17 protein-coding genes are annotated in these 25,165 nt (G+C 68.8%); 11 read left to right on the top strand and 6 right to left on the bottom strand.

Features of this window, described 5'->3' with window-relative positions; all coding sequences use genetic code 11:
• Positions 1–222: 222 nt before the first annotated feature.
• The 4 genes from ACSFBE_RS08370 to ACSFBE_RS08355 are packed head-to-tail and all read left to right on the top strand — an operon-like array spanning position 223 to position 4,953.
• Positions 223–1,062, top strand: coding sequence for a glycosyltransferase family 2 protein (locus tag ACSFBE_RS08370; RefSeq protein ID WP_435489914.1), 840 nt, complete (start codon positions 223–225; stop codon positions 1,060–1,062).
• A gap of 29 nt (positions 1,063–1,091) precedes the next feature.
• On the top strand, positions 1,092–2,063 hold the full coding sequence (locus tag ACSFBE_RS08365) for a UDP-glucuronic acid decarboxylase family protein (protein WP_435489913.1): 972 nt from the start codon (positions 1,092–1,094) through the stop codon (positions 2,061–2,063).
• Between the two features lie 7 nt (positions 2,064–2,070).
• Entirely contained in the window at positions 2,071–3,447 is a 1,377-nt protein-coding gene (locus tag ACSFBE_RS08360) for a UDP-glucose dehydrogenase family protein (RefSeq protein WP_435489912.1), read from the top strand.
• 18 nt (positions 3,448–3,465) lie between these two features.
• Complete coding sequence (locus ACSFBE_RS08355) at positions 3,466–4,953, top strand: rhomboid family intramembrane serine protease (RefSeq protein WP_435489911.1); 1,488 nt, start codon at positions 3,466–3,468, stop codon at positions 4,951–4,953.
• Positions 4,954–4,991: 38 nt separating this feature from the next.
• Here ACSFBE_RS08355 and ACSFBE_RS08350 read toward each other — a convergent pair whose 3' ends face one another.
• Positions 4,992–6,326: a hypothetical protein gene (locus tag ACSFBE_RS08350; protein WP_435489910.1), complete on the bottom strand. Its 1,335-nt coding sequence runs from the start codon at positions 6,324–6,326 to the stop codon at positions 4,992–4,994.
• 180 nt (positions 6,327–6,506) lie between these two features.
• On the opposite strand from ACSFBE_RS08350, the gene ACSFBE_RS08345 reads away from it, so the two are divergent.
• Positions 6,507–7,307: an SGNH/GDSL hydrolase family protein gene (locus ACSFBE_RS08345; protein WP_435489909.1), complete on the top strand. Its 801-nt coding sequence runs from the start codon at positions 6,507–6,509 to the stop codon at positions 7,305–7,307.
• Here the strand turns inward: ACSFBE_RS08345 and opgC are convergent.
• Together opgC and ACSFBE_RS08335 are read right to left on the bottom strand one after the other, a co-directional pair.
• Positions 7,291–8,460 (bottom strand): OpgC domain-containing protein, encoded by a 1,170-nt coding sequence (opgC, locus tag ACSFBE_RS08340; RefSeq protein WP_435489908.1) that lies wholly within the window; start codon positions 8,458–8,460, stop codon positions 7,291–7,293. The two genes, ACSFBE_RS08345 and opgC, sit on opposite strands and share 17 nt — an antisense overlap.
• A gap of 19 nt (positions 8,461–8,479) precedes the next feature.
• A complete protein-coding gene (locus tag ACSFBE_RS08335; RefSeq protein WP_435489907.1) occupies positions 8,480–9,724 on the bottom strand; it encodes a glycosyltransferase family 4 protein in 1,245 nt (414 codons plus the stop codon).
• Positions 9,725–9,857: 133 nt separating this feature from the next.
• On the opposite strand from ACSFBE_RS08335, the gene ACSFBE_RS08330 reads away from it, so the two are divergent.
• Complete coding sequence (locus ACSFBE_RS08330) at positions 9,858–15,878, top strand: alpha-2-macroglobulin family protein (protein ID WP_435489906.1); 6,021 nt, start codon at positions 9,858–9,860, stop codon at positions 15,876–15,878.
• Between the two features lie 25 nt (positions 15,879–15,903).
• A complete protein-coding gene (locus ACSFBE_RS08325) occupies positions 15,904–16,185 on the top strand; it encodes a DUF2164 domain-containing protein (RefSeq protein WP_435489905.1) in 282 nt (93 codons plus the stop codon).
• Positions 16,186–16,194: 9 nt separating this feature from the next.
• On the opposite strand, the gene ACSFBE_RS08320 is transcribed toward ACSFBE_RS08325, so the two are convergent.
• The gene (locus ACSFBE_RS08320; RefSeq protein WP_435489904.1) at positions 16,195–16,410 is read right to left on the bottom strand and encodes a hypothetical protein; all 216 of its coding nucleotides are present in this window, start codon (positions 16,408–16,410) and stop codon (positions 16,195–16,197) included.
• 134 nt (positions 16,411–16,544) lie between these two features.
• Here ACSFBE_RS08320 and pbpC point away from each other — a divergent pair, with 134 nt between their 5' ends.
• Both pbpC and ACSFBE_RS08310 read left to right on the top strand, forming a co-directional pair.
• A complete protein-coding gene (pbpC, locus tag ACSFBE_RS08315) occupies positions 16,545–18,761 on the top strand; it encodes a penicillin-binding protein 1C (protein ID WP_435489903.1) in 2,217 nt (738 codons plus the stop codon).
• Positions 18,762–18,893: 132 nt separating this feature from the next.
• A complete protein-coding gene (locus ACSFBE_RS08310) occupies positions 18,894–20,219 on the top strand; it encodes an MFS family transporter (RefSeq protein WP_435489902.1) in 1,326 nt (441 codons plus the stop codon).
• Between the two features lie 141 nt (positions 20,220–20,360).
• On the opposite strand, the gene ACSFBE_RS08305 is transcribed toward ACSFBE_RS08310, so the two are convergent.
• Positions 20,361–21,719, bottom strand: coding sequence for a dicarboxylate/amino acid:cation symporter (locus tag ACSFBE_RS08305; protein ID WP_435489901.1), 1,359 nt, complete (start codon positions 21,717–21,719; stop codon positions 20,361–20,363).
• Between the two features lie 226 nt (positions 21,720–21,945).
• Between ACSFBE_RS08305 and ACSFBE_RS08300 the strand changes: the two genes are divergently transcribed.
• Together ACSFBE_RS08300 and ACSFBE_RS08295 are read left to right on the top strand one after the other, a co-directional pair.
• Positions 21,946–23,145: a Y-family DNA polymerase gene (locus ACSFBE_RS08300; protein ID WP_435490005.1), complete on the top strand. Its 1,200-nt coding sequence runs from the start codon at positions 21,946–21,948 to the stop codon at positions 23,143–23,145.
• A gap of 7 nt (positions 23,146–23,152) precedes the next feature.
• Entirely contained in the window at positions 23,153–23,830 is a 678-nt protein-coding gene (locus ACSFBE_RS08295) for a TIGR02117 family protein (protein ID WP_435489900.1), read from the top strand.
• A gap of 16 nt (positions 23,831–23,846) precedes the next feature.
• On the opposite strand, the gene ACSFBE_RS08290 is transcribed toward ACSFBE_RS08295, so the two are convergent.
• Entirely contained in the window at positions 23,847–25,139 is a 1,293-nt protein-coding gene (locus ACSFBE_RS08290) for an aspartate carbamoyltransferase (RefSeq protein WP_435489899.1), read from the bottom strand.
• Positions 25,140–25,165 lie beyond the last annotated feature (26 nt).

Genomic DNA, 25,165 nt, shown 5'->3' with positions numbered 1-25,165 from the left:
GGCGACGGGGCAAGGTGCGTCTCGGGCAACCAACGGCACCACGATTTCACATTTGTGACTTTTTTTGGTGTTTACTCGCATATACGTCCGCCTCCGATCGGACTATGTGGCCCGGCGGATGCAGCGATGTAAGAAATTGGTGCTAAAGTTTGGCGTTCCTTCAACCCTCGCGCGGTGGCCGGCGGCTTTTTGCGCGAGCCTTCCCCGCGATGCCTCGAATCCATGGAACCATCTCGTTGCGTCGTCGTCCTGCTGACCTTCAACTCCGCAGCCATCCTTCGGGAGACGGTCTCCCAGGCGCTCAAGGTCAGCCCCCGCGTGTTCGCGGTGGACTCTTTCTCCAAGGACGGCAGCCCTGAACTCCTGAAGGAGCTGGGCTGCACCGTCGTCCAGCGGCCCTTTTCGAACTACAGCGACCAGCGCAACTGGGCCATCGCCCAGGTCGAGCAGGACAGCGAGTGGCAATTGCACCTCGATGCCGACGAGGTGCTCGACGACCGCGCGGTCGAAGAGATTCGCGCGCTGATGGCCGGCACGCCCGACCGCGACGCCTACCTGCTGCGCCGCCGCGACTATTTCATGGGCAAGATGCTGCGCTTCAGCGGCGTCAACCCCTGGCACCTGCGGCTCTTCCGCTCCGGCCAGGGGCGCTGCGAAGCACGCCTCTACGACCAGCACTTCATCAGCCCTGCCAAGCCCGGCCGGCTGACCGGCTTCATGCACGACAAGAACTCCGCCAAGCTGGCCGACTGGATCGCCAGCCACAACCGCTGGAGCGATGCCGAGGCGAAGGAAAAGCTCGGCCCGGCGGTCGGCGGCGACGGCGTGCTGCAGCCGCGCCTGCTGGGCGACTCGCGCGAGCGCACCCGCTACATCAAGGAGCTGTACTACCGGTTGCCGGTGGGCACCCGTGCGTTGAGCTACTTCGTCTACCGCTATGTGTTCCGCCTCGGCTTCCTCGACGGCGTCATCGGCTTCTATTTCGCCTTCTTCCAGGCGCTCTGGTTCCGCATGCTGGTCGACGCCAAGATGTACGAGCAGCGCGTGCAGCGCGCCCCCTGATTTTCTTTTCCTTTGGAGTGACTTCGCCCATGCGCCAATACAACGCCTCGAAGCGAATCCTGGTCACCGGCGGTGCCGGTTTCCTCGGCAGCCACCTGTGCGACCGCCTGATCGAACAGGGCCACGATGTGCTCTGCGTCGACAACTTCTTCACCGGCACCAAGCGGAACGTCGAGCACCTGCTCGACCATCCGCGCTTCGAGCTGATGCGGCACGACGTGACCTTCCCGCTCTACGTCGAGGTCGACGAGATCTTCAACCTGGCCTGCCCCGCCTCCCCGGTGCACTACCAGCACGACCCGGTCCAGACCACCAAGACCAGCGTGCACGGTGCCATCAACATGCTGGGCCTGGCCAAGCGGGTGCGCGCGAAGATCCTGCAGGCGTCGACCAGCGAGGTCTACGGCGACCCCGAGATCCATCCGCAGGTCGAGGCCTACTGGGGCCGCGTCAACCCGATCGGCATCCGCAGCTGCTACGACGAAGGCAAGCGCTGCGCGGAAACCCTGTTCTTCGACTACCACCGCCAGCACCAGCTGCGCATCAAGGTCGTGCGCATCTTCAACACCTACGGCCCGCGCATGCATGCCAACGACGGCCGGGTGGTGTCGAACTTCATCGTCCAGGCCCTCAAGGGCGAAGACATCACGATCTACGGCGACGGCCACCAGACGCGCAGCTTCTGCTACGCCGACGACCTGATCGAAGCCATGCTGCGCACGATGGCCACCGGCGACGACTTCACCGGCCCGGTCAACATCGGCAACCCGGGCGAGTTCTCGATGCTGGAACTCGCCAACAAGGTGATCGAGCTGACCGGCTCCAAGAGCAAGCTGGTGCGCCTGCCGCTGCCCTCGGACGACCCGAAGCAGCGCCGGCCCGACATCACGATCGCACAGAAAGAGCTCGGCGGCTGGACGCCCCAGACGCAGCTCGACGAAGGTCTGAAGAAGACCATCGCCTACTTCGACCAGATCCTTTCCGAACCCGCAACCGTCTGACATCCCCATGAACGTCTCGATCATCGGCACCGGCTACGTCGGCCTCGTCACGGGCGCCTGCCTGGCAGACATCGGCAATCACGTCTTCTGCCTGGACGTCGACCCGCGCAAGATCGCCATCCTCCAGGAAGGCGGCATTCCCATCTACGAACCCGGCCTCGAGGGCGTGGTCCAGTCGAACGTCGAAGCCGGCCGGCTCGACTTCTCGACCGACATCGAAGCCTCGGTCGCGCACGGCGACATCCAGTTCATCGCCGTGGGCACGCCCCCCGACGAGGACGGCAGCGCCGACCTGCAGTACGTGCTGGCGGCCGCGCGGAACATCGGCCGCTACATGGAGAACTTCAAGGTGGTGGTCGACAAGTCGACCGTGCCGGTGGGCACCGCCGACAAGGTGAGCGCCGCCATCCAGGAAGAGCTCGACAAGCGCGGCCGCAGCGACCTCGGCTTCTCGGTCGTGAGCAACCCCGAATTCCTGAAGGAAGGCGCGGCCGTCGACGACTTCATGCGGCCCGACCGCATCGTGATCGGCGTGTCCGGCGACGCCAACGGCCGCCGCGCGCTGGCATCCATGCGCGAGCTCTATTCGCCCTTCAATCGCAACCACGAACGCACCCGCGTGATGGACGTGCGCTCGGCCGAGTTCACCAAGTACGCGGCCAACGCGATGCTGGCGACACGTATCAGCTTCATGAACGAGCTGGCCAACCTGGCCGACCGCGTGGGCGCCGACATCGAGGCGGTGCGCCAGGGCATCGGCTCCGACCCGCGCATCGGCTACAGCTTTCTGTATGCCGGCACCGGCTACGGCGGCAGCTGCTTCCCGAAGGACATCCAGGCGCTGACCCGCATCGCACGCGAGAACGGCCAGACCCTGCGGGTGCTGGAATCGGTCGAGGCCGTCAACGACGAGCAGAAGAACGTGCTGACCGACAAGGTGTTCGCCCGCTTCGGCCAGGACCTGAGCAGCCACTGCTTCGCGCTGTGGGGCCTGGCCTTCAAGCCCAACACCGACGACATGCGCGAGGCGCCCAGCCGCGTCGTGATCGGCACGCTGCTGCGGGCCGGCGCACGCCTCGTCGCGCACGACCCGATCGCGGTCGAGGAAACGCGCCGCGTGCTCCAGCTCGACTTCGCCGACGCGCCGCAGCTGCTGGAGAACATCAGCTACGCCAAGTCGCCGATGGCGGCGGTCGAGGGCGCCGATGCGCTCATCATCGTGACCGAGTGGAAGGCCTACCGCAGCCCGAACCTCGAGCGCATGAAGGCGACGATGAAGTCGCCGGTGGTGTTCGACGGACGCAACCTGTATGAGCCGGCCATCATGACGGCCGCCGGCGTGATTTACCACGGCATCGGTCGCAACAGCCTGCACCCCGCCTGACCGGCCCGCGGGCGCGCCGTGTTCTACGCGATTCCGCTGGAAAGCCGGCCCAGTTGGCGCAATCCACCCTGGGCGACGATCCTGCTGATCGTCCTGAACATGGTGGTGTTCTGGGGCCCGCAGCGCGCCGAGGAGCGCGCGGAAGAACGGGCCGCGCAGTTCTACGTGACGAGTTCGCTGCCGGCACTCGAACTGCCGCCCTTCGTCGACTGGCTCGCCAAGACCGGTTCACCCCACGCGGAGCGCGCACGGCGACTGCTGACGCTCAAGGCGGTCGAGCCCCTGCTCGACGGCCTGCAGAACGAGCCCCGCTTCCTGAAGCTGCTGCACGAGGGCGCGGTCATCCCGCCCACCCATCCGCAGCATGCGCAATGGCAGCAGGACCGCGCACAGTACGAACAGAAGCTGCCGCCGTCCTTCACGCGTCGCTGGGCGCAGGACTACAGCGCCGATGCCGCGTTCAAGCCCTGGACCTGGGTCACCGCAGCCTTCCTGCACGGCAGCACCGGCCACCTGCTGGGCAACATGCTGTTCCTCTTCCTGTTCGGCTTCTCGGTCGAGCTGGCGCTGGGCCGCGGCACCTACCTCGCCTTCTACCTGCTGGGCGCCGTCGGCGCCGCGTTGCTGGCGGGCTGGGCCTATGCCGGCAAGGGCAGCATCGGGCTCGGCGCGTCGGGCGCGGTGTCGGCGCTGATGGGCATGTATGCGGTGCTCTACCGGCTGCGTCGCATCCGCTTCTTCTACCAGCTGTTCTTCTATTTCAACTACGTCACCGCGCCGGCCCTGATCCTGCTGCCGGCGTGGATCGCGAACGAGCTGCTGCAGCACCTGCTGGGCGGCCAGGGCATCGCGTACATGGCACACCTGGGCGGGCTGCTGACCGGCGCCCTGCTCATGGCAGCGGCGATGCACCTGCGCAAGGCCCACCCGGTCGCGCTGCCGGCCGCGGCCGCGCCGGACCCGTTCGAGCGGCACGTCGCGGCCGCACGCAAGCTGGCGGCCGAGATGAAGTTCGATGCGGCAGCCGCCGAATGGCGGGCCGCCGCACGCTGCCGCCCGGATGACAGCGAGACACTGCGCGCATGGTTCAACCTGGCCCGCCTGCAGCCGGCCGGCGACGATTTCCACCGTGCGGCTCAGCACATCTTCCGTCTCCGGGCGCACGACCCGGCCACGCTGGAGCTGCAGTACGCCAGCTACCGCAGCTACCTCGACCAGGCCAAGCCGGGCGCCCGGCTGTCGGCGGCTGACATGGCCCGGCTCGCCCGGCGCTTCACCCGCGCGCAGCAGTTCGAGGATGCCCATCGGCTTTGCCTGGCGCTGGCGAAGACGGCGCCCGAGCATCCGGAACTCGGCGACACGCTGACCGTCTGCGCCAACGGCCTGCTGCAGGCCGGTCGGCAGGCGCAGGCCAAGCACTGGCTGCCCCATTTGCTGCGGCTGGCGCCCAACGAGATGGTCACGCGAACCCTGCAGCAGCAGGACCGGTCCGCCCGGCCCGGTTGAGCGACACGGCGTCGGCTCGGCTCGGCTCGGCTCGGCGCTCAGGCCGGGCGCGCGACCGAAGCGGCGCCGGCGTCGATCGGCGCGGCGCGGTCGCGCAGCAGCCAGCGCACTTCCTGCGTCTGCGGCGCCTCGGCAAAGCGTGCCTCGAGCACCGCCAGGATCGGCCGCGCCAGGTCGGCCCGGTCCAGCCCCTCGACCAGCACCCGGGCGGCCAGTTCGTAGACCTGGGGGATCGCGGCATGTCCACGAAAGCGCTTGTCGAAACCCTTGACCCAGGCCAGCGCGGCCCGCGCATCGCCGCCACGCCATTCGAGCCGCGCGAACGCCAGCACCGTGTCGCCGTCCTCGATCTGGAACGCCGCATCGCGGCCCTCGCAGGCGCGCGCCACCTTCAGCGCCTCGGAGGCCAGGTCGCGCCGCATCAACAGCGCGATGAAGCGGCGTGCATGGTCGAGCAGCGTGGGCGTCTTCTCGGGCAGGAGCAGGAGCACGCGGTGGTAGCGGCGCTGCGCCGCCAGGTCGTCGGACGCCAGCCGCTGCGCCTCGTAGGCCAGCGCCAGCGCGCCGATCAGGTCGCCCTCGGTGACCCGCTGCGCGACTTCGGCATCGTCGGCGTCGCGTGCGATCTGGGCCGGCGTCCGCCGGTCGGCTTCGCGGTCGTCGGACCCGGCGCCCGGCAGCAGGTCGATGCCCAGTTCGACGTGGTTCTGGTACATCACATAACCCAGCAGGCTCGCCATGACCCAGCTGAAGTAGATCATCAGGAAATTGAAGATCGGCAGCGCCAGCCAGGGGCTGATGGCTGGCAGCACCATCGCCAGCGCCAGCTGGGCGCCGGTGCTGAGCAGGAAGAGAAACAGGCACAGCAGCGCATAGGGCCAGCCGATGGCGCGCACCGTGAGCCAGAGAAAGGTCGGATTGAGCGACTGCCAGAAGCTGCACGACTGCACCAGCACGATGACCGTCGCCGGGAACAGGAAGGACAGCGCGAACAGCCCCACGGTGGCGAGCACCGGGCTCAGCAGCCCCAGCGCGCCGACGGCGAAGCCCTGCACCAGCGATACGGCGAAAAGCTTCCAGGGCAGGTTCGTCCAGTCCTCGTCGAGTTCGCGCGGGAAGTCGCCGGCGCGCACGATGCCGCGCGAACCGAGCGCGATCACGCGAAAGCCGTAACGGCTCGCCGCCAGCAAAATGCCCAGTTCGACCAGCGCCAGCGCCATCACCTGCGGCAGGAAGAACAGCACTTGCGCGAGCAGGCTGCAGAGCGCCAGCACGACGGCGTAGGCCAGCGGCCGCGGCTGAAACGGGAAGGCGAAGAAGCTGTTGAGCCGGTGCCAGAAAGGACGCGGCGACGCAGGCGCTGTGGAAGACATGGCGGACGGGTCCCTCCCGGTACGACCGTGCAGTATACGTTTTGACACGTTTGCAACCGAAGGCCATCCGGCGCCGTGTTGCGTGCGCGCAGCGCCACCCGTTTAACATTTCAGGCGCTGCGGCGCGCCGCTTGCCAACCGGAAGCCGTCCCGGTACGTTGTCCGGACTCCATGCCCCCCATGAAAGAAGCCTTCTCGCTCCCCCTGCTGTGCCTGGCCCTTGCGCTCGGCCCCGGCGGCGCCGCCCAGGCCGAGCCCCGGATGGTGCCGGCCGCCACCCTGACGGTGGCACCGTCGCCCGAGTACCAGGCCGCGATGACCCGCTGGCAAGGTTCGCTCACCGCCTTCGCCAATGCCGACAAGGAAAAACAGCCCGGCACCGATGGGGTGCTTTTCGTCGGCAGTTCGACCATCCGCTTCTGGACCCATCTGGCCCAGGACTTCCGGCAGTCGCCGGTGGTCATCAACCGCGGCTTCGGCGGCTCGACCATGGCCGACTGCAGCCTGTTCGCGCGCGACCTGGTGGTGCGCTACAAGCCGCGCCACGTGCTGGTCTATGCGGGGGACAACGACCTGGCCGAAGGCCGCACCCCGATGCAGGTGATGGAAAGCTTCGCCCGCTTCGCCAACACGGTGCGGGAAGAACTCCCGGGCACGCGCATCAGCTACATCTCGATCAAGCCGAGCCCGTCGCGCGAGGCGCTGCTGCCGAAGGTCCGCAGCACCAACGCCATGATCAGCGGGTACATCGCGACCATGGTCAACGCCGACTACATCGACACGTTCACGCCGATGATCGGCGAGGACGGCCGTCCGCGTGCCGAACTCTTCCTGCCCGACCGGCTGCACATGAACGACAGCGGCTACCGCCTGTGGCAGTCGATCATCAGCGCCCGTGTGGAGGCTCCGGCCGTGCTGGCGGACACCGCCACCCCGGGCGCGCTGGCGGTGCCGACCGCCGCGCTCAGACCGAAGCCCTGAGCCGCGCGGCCTTGCGCGCGTCGACCCACAGCGTGGCGCGCGCCACCGCGTAGAGCGCTGCGAAGACCACCGCCAGCAGCAACGCGTCGCCCCACGCCGGCCGCGCGATCTGGCTGCTGCCGTAGAAGGCCAGCACCAGCAGCACCGCCACCAGGTGCGCGCAGAACACCGGCAGCGAGGCCGAGCCCATCGCCTCCAGCCAGTGCATCCGCGGCAGGTGGCGCATCAGGGCTGGCCCGAAGCCGACCGCCAGCACCCCCAACGCCACGAGGTTGACCAGCCGCAGCGGCCCGAGCAGCCACTTGTCGAACAGCAGATTGAGCTGGTCGTTGGCGCCGAAGGCCGCCTGCCCGTTGGGACCGTGGTGGCGCCAATAGAAGCCGTAGAGCGCCAGGGCCGTCGCAGCCAGCAGCAGCCAGGGCGGCAGCCGCAGCGGCCGCGCCCCGGGGGCGCTGCGGCTGGCGCCCAGCCAGAGCCCCATGAACCACAGGAACTGCCAGGCGTAGGCATTGAAGGCGCCCATCTCCTGGAAGGGCACCGGCAGCCCGGTCCAGCGGACCACCTCGGTGTAGACCCATTCGCTGAAGCCGAACTGCGCCGCGGCCCACACCGCGGTGCTGGCCAGCGCCACCGCCGCCCAGCCGTGGCGCAGCGAGAAGGCCAGCACCCACGGACTCAGCAGCATGAAGAAGATGTACATCGGCAGGATGTCCAGCAGCGGCGGCTCGTAGACCAGGGCCAGGCTGTAGACGAAAGCCTCGCGCGGTGCCGTCATGTAGTAGGACATCAGGTCCTTGACTGCCGGCTGGTCGATGCGCAGGCCGACGGCCGCGATGATGGTGAACAGGAACAGCAGCGTGGCCGCCTGCGCCATGTAGATCTTCAGTGCCCGCAGCCAGAAGGCGCGCCGCATCGCGTCGACGCCGTCGCGGTAGGCGGTCCGGCTGTAGACCAGCCCGGCCATGAAGGCCGACAGCAGCACGAAGCCCTCGGCGGCCGAGACGAAGCCCAGGGGCTGGCCCAGCGGATCGGTCAGACGCGACGGCAGGTGCGTCAAGGTCATCAGCACCAGCATCAGCCCGCGCAGGGCATCGACCTCCCAGTAACGCGCCGAGGCAGACCGCGCGGCGACGGCGGGAGGTGCGGCCGTCATCGGCAGGCGGTGTGTCGGCTCAGCCGATGGCGCGGATCGCGTCGACCACGACTTCGCCGTAGCGCTTCCACGAATAGCCGGCAGCATGCTGGGCCGCCTTGTCCTTCATGGCGACCAGTTCGGGCCGGTGCTGGTTGAGCCAGGCCAGCTTGGCGGCGATCTGCTCGGGCGAGCGGATCGGCACCAGGAAACCGGTCTCGCCCTCGACCACCAGGTCGGCGCCGCCGGTGTTGGGCGTGATGACGACCGGCAGGCCCTGGCTCATGGCCTCCTGCATGACCAGCGCTCGCCCCTCGACGATCGACGGCAGGCAGAACACGTCGCAGCTGCGCATCAGCGCCAGCACCTCGGCGTGGGGCCGGCCCTTCTCGTGGGTGAAGCCGGGGTATTCGCGGCGGTAGAAATCCAGATCGGCCATCGGCGAGCCCATGACGACCAGCTCGATGTTCTCGCCACCCAGCAGGCGCATGGCCTGCAGCAGGTCACCCAGGCCCTTGCGCTGGCCCATCGAGCCGGCGAACAGCACGCGCATCGGGCGGCCGCTGTCGAGCGCCGCGTCGGACCAGCCGCCGGTCCAGACCGGCGGCGAGCCGAAGGGCGACATGACGACGGCCTTCTGCGCCGCCGAGGCCGGCAGCGAATCGCGCACGAAGTGGCTGGCCACGACCACCAGGTCGGCCAGGTCGAGTTCCTGCGTCTTGCGCTCCAGCTTGGCGGGCGAATCGAGCAGGCCGCCGCCCAGCGTCGGCGCCCAGGCGGGCAGGCGCTCGGCCTCTTCCTGCTGCAGCCGGCGGCCCAGTTCCCAATAGGCGATGGGCAGGTCGTACACGCGCTTCAGGCCCAGCGTGCGGGCGGCGCGGAAGGTGTCGAGCGCGCCGTCTTCATAGGCGTACACGGCATGCAGGCCGTCGCGCGAGACGCGGTGCGGCAGGGCCTGCGCCACGAAGCGGTCGAAGTCCTGGATGATGGCGTCGGTCGACGCAAAGCCCTGCTCGTGCCGCAGCGCCGAGCGCCAGCCGATCGCGCCGCACGCGACCCGCGCCAGTTCGCGCCAAGGATGCTGCAGCAGCTTGTCTCGTGGCACGTCGAAGCGCCGGCGCAGCCAGTCGCGCCGCAACCGTTCGGGCATCAGCCGGAGCAGTGGGCTGCTGTCGTCGGCCGCCACCGTGGTCGCGAAGCGACCCAGCATGCCGGCGGTCTGGAGGGCGTCGAGCATGGCCCGCACATTCTGGTTTCCAGCGGGGTGGCTCAACAGCAAGGTCATGGCGGCCGATCATAGTGGAGCACTCGGCGGCCCCGGCGCATTGGACTCACACCGTCGACGCCCTCTGCCTTGCACGCCCAGGCAGAACCGTCAGAGACTTGCGCTACCCTCCCGCCTTCTCAGAGGAGCAGGCATGAAGAGAACAACAAGCAGATTCGCGCTGGCCGCGATGGCGGCCCTGGCGACGTTCCCGGCGATGGCGCTTCAGGCGCTCGGCGTCAGCCCGCAGGGCGAGGTGTCGCGGGTGCGGCAGGTGGTCGCCAAGTTCGACCAGGCGGCCGTCAATTTCGGCGACCCGAAGGCGCCGGCCCCCTACACCGTCAGCTGCAACGACGCGCAGGCCGCCAAGGGCACGCCCCGCTGGACCGGCGAGAAGCAGTGGGTCTACGACTTCGAGAACGACCTGCCGCCCGGCGTGCGCTGCACGGTGACGCGCGTGGCCGGCTTCAAGTCGCCGGCCGGCGCCGAGCTCAGCGGGCCGCAGCGCCACGAGTTCAGCACCGGCGGCCCCTTCGTGCGCAACATCCAGCCGAGCTACGGGAAGATCGACGAGCAGCAGTCCTTCGTGCTCGAACTCAACGGCCCGGCCACGCTCGCGAGCGTGCGCGACAACGTCTGGTGCGTGGCCGACGGCGTGGGCGAGCGCATCCCGGTGAAGCAGCTCGACGGCGACGACCGCAACGCGTTGCTCAAGGCCTTCGGCCGCGAACGCCAGGCCCAGAAAGAGCCGCTGCGCTTCGCCACGCTGCAGTGCAATCGCACGCTGACCGCCGGCAGCCGCATGCAGCTGGTCTACGGCAAGGGCGTCGCCACGCCATCGGGCGTGGCCAACACGATCGAGCGACGCTTCAGCTACGAGGTGCGCGAGCCCTTCGCCGCGACCTTCAGCTGCGAACGCGAGAACGCGCAGGCCGCCTGCCTGCCCTTGCGCCCGATGGCGCTGCGCTTCAACGCGCCCGTCACCCGCAAGGTGGCCGCGCAGATCCGCCTCACCGGCGGCGGCAAGGCGATCGAGCCGAAGATCGACGAGGACAGCGGCAACGACGACGCCGTCGTGAACGGCCTGAGCTTCCAGCCGCCCTTCCCCGAGAGCACCAAGTTCAGCCTGACGCTGCCATCCGCCTTCCAGGACGCCTCCGGCCGCCCGCTGGGCGCGCCCGACAGCTTTCCGCTGGCCACGGCCACCGGCGCGATGCCGCCGCTGGCCAAGTTCGCGGCCTCGCCTTTCGGCGTGATCGAGCGCCTGGCCGAACCCGGCGGCGTCGCGATGATGCCGGTGACGGTGCGCCGCGTGGAGCCGGCCCTGCAGGTGCAGGCGCTCACGCCCGGCCAGGTCAGCGACCTGAACCCGACGACCGACGCGGAGATCATTGCGTGGTTCCGCAAGGTGCGGCGCTACGAGAGCAGCTCGGTCGTCGACCGGGCTGTCGCGAAGCGCGACATCAAGGCCCCGCTGCCGCGCGTCATCGACAAGGACAACCGGGACAACGTCGAGACCCGCACCCTGTCGCTGTTGGGTGGCCAGGCCGGCGTGAAGACGCTCGACATGCCGAAGGCCGAACGTGCCGACCCTCGCCCCTTCGAGGTGATCGGCATCCCGCTCACGCCGGGCTTCCACGTGCTGGAGATCGCCTCGCAGAAGCTGGGCGAATCGCTGCTCGACGAGCGCTACGGCAACGGCCGCACGATGTACGTGCGCACCACGGCGCTGGCCACCAACCTCGCGGTCCACTTCAAGCTGGGCCGCGAGAACGCGGTGGCCTGGGTCACCACGCTCGACAAGGGCCAGGTGGTGCCGAACGCGGCGGTGCGCGTGTCCGACTGCCGCGGCCACGAGGTCGCCACCGGCAAGACCGATGCGAACGGCATCGCCACGCTCACCGGCATCTCGTCGAGCGCCCCCACCTGCGGTGAAGGCGGCGGCGAGGACGGCGATGACGGCGGCAATGCCTATTTCGTGAGCGCCCGCGCCACGCTGACCGATGCCGCCGACAAGAAGGCCAAGCCGGTCGAAGACCTGGCCTTCACCTGGAGCGACTGGCAGCGCGGCATCGAGCCCTGGCGCTTCAACGTGCCCACCAGCCAGGAACCCGAGCCCGACCGCGTGGCCCACACGGTGTTCGACCGCACGCTGTTCCGCGTCGGCGAGACGGTGTCGATGAAGCACCTGATCCGCACGCAGACCCGCAAGGGCTTCGGCCTGCCCGACACGCTGCCCGACACGCTGGTCATCACGCACGTCGGCAGCGGCCAGCAGTTCACGCAGGTGATCGGCTGGCGCAAGACCGGCAGCGGCGGCCAGAGCGCGGCCAACACCTTCGCGATTCCTCCGGCCGCCAAGCTCGGCGTCTACCAGGTCGAACTGCGCAGCGGCAAAGACAAAGCAGACGACGAGGACGGCCGCCGCAGCTACGGCACGGGCCTGTTCCGCGTGGAAGAGTTCCGCCTGCCGGTGCTCGAAGGCCGTGTGACGCCGAGCGACAAGAAGCCGCTGGTCGCCATCACCTCGCTGCCGACCGACGTGCAGATCAACTACGTGGCCGGCGGCGGCGCCGCCAACCTGCCGGTGCGTGTGTCGGCCATGGTGCGCGGCAAGCGCCTGGACTTCGCCGACTACGACAGCTTCAACTTCTCGCCGCCGCGCAAGCGCGACGACCAGGCGGCGGCCGACGCCGACGAAGAAGCCTCGTCGGCCACCGACACCCGCGTGATCGCCGACAAGCTGCCGCTCACGCTCGACCGCAACGGTGCGGGCAAGCTCACCATCGACAAGGTGCCGCTGGCCAAGGCGACGCCGCGCGAACTGCTGATCGAAGCCACCTATTCCGACCCGAACGGCGAGGTGCAGACGATCCGCAGCACGCAGACGCTGTGGCCCGCGTCGGTCGTCGCCGGCCTCAAGACCGAAGGCTGGATCTCGACCGACAAGAAGCTCAAGTTCCAGGCGCTGGCGCTCGACCTCGGCGGCAAGCCGGTGGCCGACGCCAAGGTGAAGGTGAACGCCGTCGCCCGCATCACCACCACCAGCCGCAAGCGCATGGTGGGCGGCTTCTACACCTACGACAACAAGACCGAGGTGAAGGAACTGGGCACCGTGTGCAGCGGCAACAGCGACTCGCGCGGCCTGGTGCTGTGCGAAGCGGCGCTGAAGGAGGCCGGGCAGGTCGAACTCATCGCCACCGCCACCGACAAGGAAGGCCGCGAAAGCCAGGCCGCCAGCTCGGTCTACGTGACCAAGCAGGGCGAGCTGTGGTTCGGCGGCGAAGACCACGACCGCATCGACGTGCTGCCGGAAAAGAAGAACTACCAGCCGGGCGAGGTCGCCAAGTTCCAGGTGCGCAGCCCCTTCCGCTTCTCGACCGCGCTGATCGCCGTCGAGCGCGAAGGCGTGATCGAGACGCACGTGGTGCAGCTCAACGGCCAGGACCCGACCGTGAGCCTGCAGGTCAAAGCCGACTGGGGGCCGAACGCGTACGTGAGCGTGCTGGCGCTGCGCGGCCGGCTGCGCGACGTGCCCTGGTACAGCTTCTTCACCTGGGGCTTCAAGGCGCCGCGCGAATGGTGGACCGCCTTCTGGGTCGAGGGCAAGGAATACGTCGCGCCGACCGCGCTGGTCGACCTGAGCAAGCCGGCCTACCGCTTCGGCCTGGCCGAGATCCGCGTGGGCACGGCGGCGCACCGCATCGACGTGAAGGTGGCGAGCGACAAGCCGAGCTACCCGGTGCGCGGCAAGGCACAGATCACCATCACCGGCAAGCTGCCCGACGGCAAGCCGGCAGCGGGCGCCGAAGTGGCGCTGGCCGCGGTCGACCAGGCGCTGCTGGAGCTGATGCCCAACGACAGCTGGAACCTGCTCGAAGCCATGCTGCAGCGGCGCAGCTGGGGCGTGAGCACCTCGACGGCGCAGATGGAGATCGTCGGGCGCCGGCACTACGGCAAGAAGGCCGTGCCCGCGGGCGGTGGCGGCGGCAAGGGCCAGACCCGCGAGCTGCTCGAGACGCTGCTGCTGTGGAACCCGTCCATCGTGCTCGACGCCACCGGCCAGGCCGTGGTGACGGTGCCGCTGAACGACGCGCTGACCACCTTCAAGATCGTCGCGGTGGCCGACATGGGCACCGGCCTGTTCGGCACCGGCCAAGCCAGCATCCAGGCCACGCAGGACCTGCAGATCATCAGTGGCCTGCCCCCGCTGGTGCGCGAGGACGACCAGTTCCGCGCGCAGATCACGCTGCGCAACACGACGCAGAAGGCGATGAAGGTCGAGGCCACGCCGCGCGCGACCCTGCTCACGCTCGAGACGCAGACCATCGACATCCCGCCTGGCGAAGCCCGCGAGGTGGCATGGAACGTCACCGCCCCGGCGCAGCTCGCGCAGACGCGTGCCGAAGCCATCCTGTGGGAGATCGAGGCGAAGGACACGGTGAGCGGCGCACGCGACGCGCTCAAGGTGCGCCAGCGCATCGTGCCGGCCGTGCCGCTCACGGTGCAGCAGGCGACGCTGGTGCAGGTCGATGGCAGCTTCACGCTCGAAGTCGCCTCGCCGGCCGATGCGCTGCCTGGCCGGGGCGGCCTGAAAATGTCGCTGCAGCCCAAGTTGGCCGAGGGCATGCCGGGCGTGCGCGACTGGTTCGCGAACTACCCCTTCGCCTGCCTGGAGCAGAAGACCAGCAAGTCGATCGGCCTGCGCGACGGCAAGCTGTGGCAAGGCGTGGTGGCGCAGCTGCCGAGCTACCTCGACAGCGACGGGCTGGCCAGCTACTTCCCGCCGCGCGACGGCGAGTCGAACCGCGGCAGCGACATCCTCACGTCGTACCTGCTCGCGGCGACGAACGAAGCGGCGGCCATCGACCCGGCCTTCGCGCTGCCCGACGAGGCGCGTGCGCCGATGGAACAGGGGCTGATCGCCTTCGTCGAAGGCCGCATCCAGCGCGAGTTCTGGAGCCCGCGCAAAGACCTGGACGTGCGCAAGCTGGCCGCACTCGAGGCGCTCTCGCGCTACGGCAAGGCACGCGGCAGCATGGTGGCGAGCATCACCATCGCGCCCAACCAGTGGCCCACCAGTGCGGTGATCGACTGGATGCAGATCTTGAAGCGCGTGAACGACGTGCCGCAGCGCCAGCAGCGCCTGGACGAAGCCAGCAACGTGCTGAAGGCGCGGTTGAGCTACCAGGGCACGAAGGTGCTCTTCAGCACCGAGCAGGACGACTACTGGTGGTGGCTGATGACCAACGGCGACGTGAACACCGCGCGCCTGCTGCTGGCCGTGATGGACGACCCGGCGTGGAAGGACGACATCGGCAAACTCGCCAACGGCTTCATCGGCCGGCAGCAGAACGGCGCCTGGCACACGACCACCGCCAATTTGTGGGGCGGGCTGGCGCTCGACCGCTTCTCGAAGGTGTTCGAAAGCGTGCCGGTGGCCGGCACCACGACCTCGGTGCTGCGTGCGCCACCGGTCGGCGGCGCCGATGCGGCGGCGCGCGCGCAGAGCGTCGACTGGAGCCGCGTCGAGCGCGTGAAGACCAGCGACGCGGCGGGCGCCCCCAACCAGACGACCTGGTTCGGTGTGCCGGCCTCGCCGGGCAACCTGCGCAACAACACGATGTTCCTGCCCTGGGGCCAGCCGCGAAAGGAAACGCTGACCGTCACGCACGACGGCGCGGGCAAGCCCTGGCTGACGCTGCAGTCGGTGGCGGCGATCCAGCTCAAGGCGCCGTTCGCGGCGGGCTACGCGATCAAGAAGACGATCACGCCGGTCGAGCAGGCCACCGCGGGGAAGTACACGCGCGGCGACGTGCTGCGCATCACGCTCGAAGTCAACGCCAGCACCGACATGACCTGGGTGGCGATCACCGACCCGGTCCCGGGCGGCGCCACGATCCTCGGCAGCGGCCTGGGCCGCGATTCGCAGATCGCGACGCAGGGCGAGAAGAAGAGCGGTGCCGGCTGGCCGGCCTTCGAGGAGCGCAGCTTCGAGTCCTTCCGCAGCTACTACGAGTACCTGCCCAAGGGCGTGGTGAAAATGGAGTACACGGTGCGCCTCAACAACGTCGGCGACTTCGCACTGCCGCCGAGCCGTGTCGAGGCGATGTATGCACCCGAGATGTTCGGCGAGATGCCGAACGCGCGGGTAAAGGTCGAAGCGGGACGTTGAGCCCCTTCGTCTGGAAAGGAATCCGATGACCATCGAACTGCCCCGCGAGGTGCGCCAGCAAGCCATCGCGTCCATCGAGCGCTATTTCCGCGAGCACATGGACGACCCCAAGATCGGCAACATCGCGGCCGGCGCGCTGCTGGGCTTCTTCCTCGAGGAGATCGGGCCGACGCTCTACAACCGCGGCGTGGCCGATGCGCAGGAGCGCATGCAGGGGCGCGTGTCGGAACTCGACATCGAAGTGCACGAGGAAGAGTTCGACTACTGGCGCAAGTACGACAAGCAGCAGCAGAAGCCGCGGCGCTGACCCGTCCGGTCAGTTGCGGCGCGGGTCGCCCGGGCGGCTGTCGTAGCGGTTCGGCACGCCGTCGCCGTCGCGGTCCCGGTCGTAGCGGTTGGGCACGCCGTCGCGGTCGCGATCGCGATCGCCCCGCATGCTCGGGCCCGGCGGCGGCGGGCGGTTGTCGTAAGGAGCGACCACGCAGCCCGCCAGGGTGGCGGTCACAGCAAGCACGACGAGAAGTGATTTCATGGTGATGTCCTCCAGTTTTTCGGCAGGCACGACGGTTCGGGCCTGTTCCGAACCGCATGGTCGGTGCGGTGCAAGACCGCCTGCGTCGGCCCGTCCGCGCGACTTAAAGTAGGCAGGTTGCCCGTCTTTCACCCATGCTGCTCGCCGCCCTGTCCCGACACGCCTTTCGCCCGCCGCTTCTTGCGCTGGCGATCGCAGTGGCCTGGGCAGGGCCGGCCTTCGCCCTGGCCTCCTTCGACGAAGTGCGGCGCGACTTCCGCCCGTCGGACACGGCGGTGCTCGACCGCGACGGCGCCCTGCTGCAGCGCGTGCGCACCGACGCCACCGTGCGCCGCGGTCAATGGATCGCGCTGGCCGATGTCTCGCCCGCCCTGCGGACCGCCATGGTGCTCAGCGAAGACCGGCGCTTCTACGAGCACAGCGGCGTCGACTGGCGCGCCGTGTCGTCCGCGGCCTGGGGCAACCTGTGGAACACGCGCACGCGCGGCGCATCGACCATCACGATGCAGCTCGCCGGGCTGATCGAGGAAGACCTGCGCCGCCGGACCGGTGGACGCAGCGTGAGCGAGAAGATCGGCCAAGCGATCACGGCGACGCAACTGGAGCGGAATTGGCGCAAGGACCAGGTGCTGGAGGCGTACCTCAACACCGTGCCCTTCCGTGGCGAGATCGTCGGCATCGACGCGCTGTCGCGCACCCTCTTCGGCAAGGCGCCGCACGGGCTCGATGCGCGCGAGGCGGCGGTGGCCGCGGCGCTGGTGCGCGCACCGAACGCCAAGCCCGCGCTCGTCGCGCAGCGCGCCTGCGAGGTGATGAAGGCGATGGAAGCCACCGAGGCCGAACGCCGCCGCATCGACTGCGACGCGGTCGACATGTTCGCGAGCGCGGCCCTGCAGCGCCGCGCCTTCGACCCGAGCGAGGGCATCGCGCCGCATGCCGCGCGCCGCGCGCTGCAGTTGCGCCGTGATGCCGCCAGGGCACCCGGCGCGAACACGGCGGACACCACGCTGCGCACCACCTTGCGCGCACCGCTGCAGCGCTTCGCGGTGAACACCCTGCAGCGCCATCTGCGCGAACTGCGCGGCCGCAATGTCGAAGACGCTGCGCTGGTGGTGCTCGACAACGCCAGCGGCGAGGTGCTTGCCTGGGTCGGCTCGTCGGGCGCGCTCAGCCGGGCCGGCGAGGTCGATGCGGTGCTCGCGCAGCGCCAGCCCGGCTCCACGCTGAAGCCGCTGCTCTATGCGCAGGCCATCGCCGAGCGGCGCCTGACCGCGGCGTCGCTGCTCGACGACTCGTCGGCGCAGATCGCCACGGCCGGCGGCCTCTACATCCCGCAGAACTACGACCGCCAGTTCAAGGGGCCGGTCTCGGTGCGCACCGCGCTGGCCGCGTCGCTCAATGTGCCGGCGGTGCGCACGCTGGTGATGGTCTCGCCCGAATCCTTCGCGCGCCAACTGCAGGCGGCCGGGCTGCCGCTGCGCGAGAGCGGCGGCTACTACGGCTACAGCCTGGCACTGGGCAGTGCCGAGGTGTCGCTGCTGGCGCTGACCAATGCCTACCGCACGCTGGCCAACGGCGGGCGCTACGGCGAGAGCCGCATGCTCCCGGCGACCGCAGCAACACCCGCGCCGCACACGCTGCCCGCCATCGACCCGCGCGCCGCGTTCATCGTCGGCGACATCCTGTCCGATGCCAACGCGCGCACCCGCACCTTCGGCGTCGACAGCGTGCTGGGCACGCGCTTCTGGACGGCGGTAAAGACCGGCACCAGCAAGGACATGCGCGACAACTGGGCCGTCGGCTGGTCGCAGCGCTACACGGTCGGCGTGTGGGTCGGCAACGCGGGTGGCGCGCCGATGTGGGACGTGAGCGGCACCAGCGGCGCCGCGCCGGTGTGGGCCGAAGTGATGGGCTTCCTGCATGCGCGCGAGCCGAGCCGTGCACCGGCGACGCCGCCTGGCGTGGTGCAAGTGCCGGTGCGCTTCGGCAATGACCTGGAAGCACCGCGCAGCGAATGGTTCCTCGCCGGCACCGAGCAGAAGGTGTTCGCACCCGACGCCGCGGCCGCAGACACGGGCAACCGCATCACCTCACCGGCCGACGGCTCGGTCATCGCGATCGACCCCGACATCCCGCCCAACCGCCAGCGCGTGCGCTTCGAGGCGCAAGGCCAGGGCCTGCAGTGGCGCATCGACGGCAAGGTGTTCGCACGCGGCAACCAGGCGCAGTGGATGCCCTGGCCCGGCCGCCATGTGATCGAGCTGGCCGACGCGCGCGGCGAGGTGCTCGACCGGGTGCGCGTCGAAGTGCGCGGCGCGGGCGTGCTGGCGCCTGTCGCCCGGCACCCCTGACCGGCGCCGCGGACCTACCCCGCGGTAGCGACATACCCCCTTCCCGGGGTCGGATGCGTTTTTGACCGACAGCAAGGGCTGCTGCAACGCAGCAGAATAGTGAACGCCCAGATCCACATAACAAGGCGATTCATGTCAGTCACTGCTCCTCCCGTCTCGGGCGAATCGGGCGCGCCCCGCGCCTACACCACCGAAGAAAAGCGCCACCGCATCTTCGCCATCATGGCGGCCTCGTCCGGCAACCTGGTCGAGTGGTTCGACTTCTATGTCTACGCCTTCTCGGCGCTTTACTTCGCGCCCGCGTTCTTCCCCAAGTCCGACCCGACCGCGCAGTTGCTGAACACCGCCGGCGTGTTCGCAGCGGGCTTCCTGATGCGCCCCATCGGCGGTTGGCTGTTCGGCCGCATCGCCGACCGGATGGGCCGCAAGACCTCGCTGCTGATCTCGGTCGCCATGATGTGCGGCGGCTCGCTGGTCATCGCCTGCCTGCCGACCTACGCGCAGATCGGCGCCTGGGCGCCCTTCCTGCTGCTGGTGTGCCGCCTGTTTCAAGGCCTGTCCGTCGGCGGCGAGTACGGCACCACCGCCACCTACATGAGCGAGGTCGCGCTGCGCGGCCAGCGCGGCTTCTTCTCGTCCTTCCAGTACGTCACGCTGATCGGCGGCCAGCTGCTCGCCGTGCTCGTGATCGTCGTGATGGAGCTGTTCCTGTCCGAGGCCGAACTGAAGGCCTGGGGCTGGCGCATTCCCTTCGCGATCGGCGCGGTCGCTGCCGTCGTCGCGCTCCTGCTGCGCCGCACGCTGCACGAGACGCAGACGGCCGAAGCCAAGGCCAACAAGGAAGCCGGCAGCATGGCCGGGCTTTTCAAACACCACAAGGCGGCCTTCTTCACGGTGCTCGGCTACACCGCCGGTGGCTCGCTGATCTTCTACACCTTCACCACCTACATGCAGAAGTACCTGGTGAACACGGTGCACCTGCCGATCAAGACCACCAGCTACGTCATGACCGGCGCGCTGTTCGTCTACATGCTGATGCAGCCGGTGTTCGGGGCCTTGTCGGATCGCATCGGCCGGCGCAACAACATGCTGCTGTTCGGCGCGCTGGGCGCGATCGCCACCGTGCCCATCCTCACCGCGCTGCAGCACGTGACGAACCCGGTGGTGGCCTTTCTGCTGATCATCCTGGCGCTGGCCATCGTCAGCTTCTACACCTCGATCAGCGGCATCGTGAAGGCGGAGATGTTCCCGCCCGAAGTGCGTGCGCTGGGCGTGGGCCTGGCCTACGCCGTGGCCAACGCCATCTTCGGCGGCTCGGCCGAATACGTCGCCCTGGGCCTGAAGTCCATCGGCCACGAGTCGGTCTTCTACTGGTACGTGACGGCGATGATGGTCATCGCCTTCGCAGTGAGCTGGCGCCTGCCGCGGCAGGCCAGCTACCTGCATCACGACCACTGAAGTAGGCCCACCCCCGAAACAGCGCACTGCGTGTCGCCGCCTCCCCCTCAAGGGGGCGCACCCAGCGGCCTGGCAGAGCCAGCTCCGCGGGTGCCCTGGCATTTGCCTCGCATTTGCCGCGCCGGTTTTCCGGCGACACGCTCAGTGCCGAGGTGAGGCGCCGCCCGCCATGTGTTCGGTCTTCGCGTTCACGAGTTCCTCGGGCTCGTCGGACTCGACCCAGCTCTCGTTGTTCAGGCCCGCGTGCAGGCGCTTCTCGTCGAGTTCGTCGGTCCACTTCGCGACCACGAGGGTGGCGACACCGTTGCCGATCAGGTTGGTCAGCGCGCGCGCCTCGGACATGAAGCGGTCGATGCCGAGGATCAGCGCCAGGCCGGCGACCGGCACGTGGCCGACCGCCGACAGCGTGGCCGCCAGCACGATGAAGCCGCTGCCGGTCACGCCGGCGGCGCCCTTCGACGTGAGCAGCAGCACGCCCAGCAGCGTGAGCTCCTGCGTGAGCGTCATGTCGGTGTTGGTGGCCTGCGCGATGAACACCGCCGCCATCGTGAGGTAGATCGAGGTGCCGTCGAGGTTGAAGGAATAGCCGGTGGGAATCACCAAGCCCACCACGGTCTTCTTGGCGCCGAGGTTCTCCATCTTCTCCATCATGCGCGGCAGCACCGATTCGGACGAAGAGGTGCCCAGCACGATCAACAGTTCTTCCTTGATGTACTTGATGAACTTCCAGATGCTGAAGCCGTGGAAGCGCGCGATGAGCCCCAGCACCACGAAGATGAAGAGCAGGCAGGTCATGTAGAACACGGCCATCAGCTTGCCCAGCGAGAAGAGCGAGCCCACGCCGTACTTGCCGATGGTGAAGGCCATCGCGCCGAAGGCGCCGATGGGGGCCAGCTTCATCACGTAGCCGACGATGGTGAACAGCACGTGCGAGCCCTTCTCGATCACGTCGAACACCAGCGTGCCGCGGCCGCCGAACTTGTGCAGCGCGAAGCCGAACAGCACCGCGATCAGCAGCACCTGCAGGATCTCGCCCTTGGCAAAGGCGTCGACCACCGTGTTGGGGATGACGTTCAGCAGGAAGTCGACCGTGCCCTGCATCTTGCCCGGGCCGGTGTAGGCGGCGAGCGCCTTGGTGTCGAGCGTGGCGGGGTCGATGTTCATGCCGGCGCCGGGCTTGAGCAGATTGACCAGCACCAGGCCGACCACCAGCGCGATCGAGCTCACGACCTCGAAGTACAGCAGCGCCAGGCCGCCGGTCTTGCCGACCTTCTTCATGTCCTCCATGCCGGCGATGCCGACCACGACGGTGCAGAAGATGATGGGCGCGATCAGCATCTTGATCAGCTTGATGAAACCGTCGCCCAGCGGTTTCATCGACTCGCCCAGCTGCGGATAGAAGTGGCCGAGCGCGATGCCGATGACGACGGCGACGATGACCTGAACGTAGAGCGATCGGTAGATCGGGCGCTTCGAAGGGGTAGGCAATGTGGTTGTCATGGTCTCTGCCAGCGAGTTGTTTTAGGGATGATGGCGAAAGCGCGGGGCGCATGCTAACGCCGTCTCGATGCGATGGGGCAGCGTCGGTGTAAGTGGGAGTACGTACGTAGTCACCCTCCGGTCAGCAACCCCGGAACGGGAGGGCGCGCCGCAAAGCCAGCGCGAGGCGAAAATCCACGGCGTGACCGTTTCCACCCCCCCCGTGCGCCGTATCGCCCACCTCGACATGGATGCGTTCTACGCCTCCGTCGAGCTGCTGCGCTACCCGCAGCTCAAGGGGTTGCCGGTCGTGATCGGCGGCGGTCGGCGCAAGGTGGACGAGGCCATCCGCGACCTGCCCGAGGGCCGCACGCTGGCCGACATTCCGGTGGCGGCCTTCCCGCTGCTGAAGGACTACGCCGGCCGCGGCGTGATCACCACCGCGACCTACCCGGCGCGCCAGTTCGGCATCGGCTCGGCCATGGGCCTCATGAAGGCCGCCAAGCTGTGCCCGCAGGCGATCATCCTGCCGGTGGATTTCGACGAATACCGCAAGTACTCGCGGCAGTTCAAGCAGATCATCCTGGACATCGCGCCGGTCATGCAGGACCACGGCGTGGACGAGGTCTACATCGACTTCACCGAGGTGCCCGGCGGCCAGCGCGAAGGCGGCCGCGTGCTGGCGCGGCTGATCCAAAAATCCATCTTCGACGCCACCGGCCTCACCTGCTCGATCGGCGTGGCGCCCAACAAGCTCATCGCCAAGATGGCGAGCGAGTTCGACAAGCCCAACGGCATCTCGGTCGTGCACGAAGGGGACCTGCAGACGCGCATCTGGCCCTTGCCCTGCCGGAAGGTGAACGGCATCGGCCCCAAGGCCGACGAGAAGCTCAAGGGCTTCGGCATCGAGACCGTCGGCCAGCTTGCGGCGCGCGAGCGCGACTGGCTGATCGCCCACTTCGGCAAGGCCACCGGCGCCTGGATGCACGAGGTGTCCTGGGGCCGCGACGACCGCCCGGTGGTGACCGAGAGCGAGCCGGTCTCGATGAGCCGCGAGACCACCTTCGACCGCGACCTGCACGCGGTGCGCGACCGTGCCGAGTTGGGCGCGATCTTCACCCACCTGTGCGAGAAGCTCGCCGAGGACCTGCAGCGCAAGGGCTATGTGGGCAAGACCATCGGCATCAAGCTGCGCTACGACGACTTCAGGATCGCCACGCGCGACCAGACCATCGACCGTTTCACCGACGACGGCAGGACCCTTCGGCAGGTCGGCGGCCTGTGCCTGAAGCGCGTGCCGCTCGAGCGGCCGCTGCGCCTGCTCGGCGTGCGCGTGGGCGCGCTGGCGAAGGCGGGCAGCCCCGAGGCGCTGGCGCCGGCTGCTGCGGGCGGATCACGCTCGGGGTCGGCGGTGGTGCCGGCATCGACCACCGCGTCGCTCTTCTGAAGCCGCGATGAAACGCGGGCTGCGGCACCTGGCACTCACGTTGCTGGGCCTGGTGCTTGCGGTGGGGCTGTACGTGGCCGTGGCCTGTGCGCTGATGTTGTGGCCTGCCAATGCGAGGCCGGCTGCGGAAGCGCCCGCCGTGGAGGCCTGGGTCCTGAGCAACGGGGTGCACACCGACCTCGTGTTTCCGATCCGCTCGGCCACGATCGACTGGCTGCAGCTCTTTCCGCACGCGGACTTCAAGGCCGTGCCGCCCGATGCCGAGTTCATCGCCATCGGCTGGGGAGACCGCGAGTTCTACCTGAACACACCCACCCGGGGCGACCTGACGGCCGCACGCGCCTTCGGTGCGCTGCTGGGCGGCAACCGCGCGCTCATGCATGTGACCTACCTGCAGCGCGCGCAACTGAGACGCGGCGCCTACAAGCTGCCGCTCTCGCAGGCGCAGTACGCGCAACTCGTCGGCTACGTGCGTGCTTCATTGCCTGCGGGACGCGCGGCGCCGATTGCGGGCGCGCACTACGGCAACGACGATGCCTTCTACGAAGCCGAAGGCGGCTACCACCTCTTCGAAACCTGCAACACCTGGACCGGCCGCGGCCTGCGGCAGGCGGGCGTCACCGTGAGCCGCTGGACGCCGTTCGACTTCAACGTGGTGTGGCACCTGGAGCCGGCAACGCCCTGAGCGTCGCCGGCATCCATCAGTCCAGCCCGTCGAAATCGGCGTCGTCCGGCCCGATGTGGGCCGGCGAGCGCCAGCCGGCGTCGCGCATCGAGCGCGCCACCTGCTTTTCCACCCCCATCAGCACCGCGAACAGGGCCATGCGCACCGGGATGCCGTTGTCCGTCTGGCGGAAGATCGCCAGCCGCGGGTCGTGGTTGAGGTCTACGCTCAGGTCGTTCGCACCCGGTCGGCCGTCGCGCGGCAGTGGGTGCATCAGGATGGTGTCGGGCTTGCAGACGGCGTCCACCAGCGCCTTGCGCATCTGGAACTCGGGCGTGTAGCCCTCGATGGCCTCGCCCTCGAAGCGCTCCTTCTGGATGCGGGTGGCGTAGACCACATCGGCGCCGCGCAACCCGCTTTCGAGCGACTGCGTCTGCTCGATCACATGGCCATTGCGCGCCACCAGCTCCAGCAGGTAGGCCGGCATCTCCAGCGACGGCGGTGCGATGAGCGTGAACTTCAGCCCGCGGTAAAGCGCCAGCAGCCGGATCAGCGAATGCACGGTGCGGCCGTACTTCAGGTCGCCGACCATCGCCACATGCGTGCCGTCGACCAGCTTGCCCATGCGCGAGAACTCGCGCTGGATGGTGTACAGGTCGAGGATCGCCTGGCTCGGATGCTCGCCCGGCCCGTCGCCGGCGTTGATGACCGGGATGTTGGTGGCCCGCGCGAACTCGGCCACCGACCCCTGCTCGGGATGGCGCACCACCAGCGCATCGACGTACCCGCTCATGACGCGGCTGGTGTCGTAGATCGACTCGCCCTTGGCCATCGACGAGAAGGTGAAGCCCGTGGTGTCGCACACCGTGCCGCCGAGTCGGCAGAAGGCCGCGCCGAAACTCACGCGGGTGCGGGTGCTGGCCTCGAAGAACAGGCTGCCGAGCACCGCGCCCTCGAGCACGCGCGTGACCTTCTGGCGCCGCGCGATGGGCTGCATCATGTCCGCGACCTGGAACAGGTCCTCCAGGCTGCCGCGGTCGAACTGGGCCACCGAAAGCAGCTGCGGCTTGCCCTCGGCGCCGATGCGCTGGCCGAGGGGCCGCTCGTCCGCCGCCAACCCGGCAGCCGCCGCGCTGGAGGCTTCGCGCTGCAGGATCTCGGCAACGAACTTGCCCACCATCTCCGGCATGGCCCGCGACTCGCCCGAGTCGGCCGGCAGCAGCCAGGTGTCGAGCGCCCGGCGGCGAACACCCAGCCGTTCGGAGAACGCGTCGCGGGTGAGGTTGAGGCGGCGCATGGCGTCGCGCAGGATGTCTTGTTGCTGGCTCATGGGCGAAGAATATACGCCATGCGTAG

Origin of the sequence: Variovorax sucrosi (genome assembly GCF_051216635.1) — a bacterium.
GTDB lineage: Bacteria > Pseudomonadota > Gammaproteobacteria > Burkholderiales > Burkholderiaceae_C > Variovorax.
Note: the sequence above shows the minus strand (reverse complement) of the source record. Positions and strands in the feature narration are given on the sequence as shown.